At 41.0% G+C, this 537-nt stretch carries 1 protein-coding gene; it reads left to right on the plus strand.

Annotated features, from left to right (window positions below; genetic code table 11):
• Nucleotides 1–162 precede the first annotated feature (162 nt).
• Nucleotides 163–537 (plus strand): glycosyltransferase family 2 protein (locus SB772_RS39100; protein WP_410838400.1); only part of this gene is annotated, 375 nt, incomplete at its 3' end.

Here is a 537-nt window from a genome sequence, read left to right on the forward strand (position 1 = left end):
GCTCTGTTCTCAATTGTTGGGGTATTGCTTAGTTTATCTATCGTTTATGTCGCTTTTCGGCGTCTTGTTCATATCCATAAAGTGCCGCAGTAGATTAATATTTCGACTGCGTTGGATGGCATAAAGGATATGCATTAGAAGTCTCAACTCAAGAGGCTCACTATGATTTCAGTTATTATCGCCGCATTTAATGCCGCCGCTACTATTGATCGTTGTATTAGTAGTATTGACGTTGCGAAAAAGAACCATGAGATTGAATTGATAGTTATTGACGATGGTTCTGATGATGAAACTGCTAGGTTATTGCACAAGTGGGAAAGTGATAAGACATGGATTACGGTGCAATATCAAAAAAATGGGGGCGTGGCAGATGCTCGTAATACTGGGCTTGATATCGCTATCGGCGACTACATCGTTTTTATAGATGCGGACGACACTATCGATGATTGGTATTTTGACTTTGTCATTGCACAAACGGTTGATCGGGATATCGAGATGTTGGCGTTTGGTCATAAGCGCATCATGCTAAATGGTGAT

It is taken from the genome of Paraburkholderia sp. SIMBA_030, assembly GCF_046535245.1.
Taxonomy (GTDB): Bacteria; Pseudomonadota; Gammaproteobacteria; order Burkholderiales; family Burkholderiaceae; genus Paraburkholderia.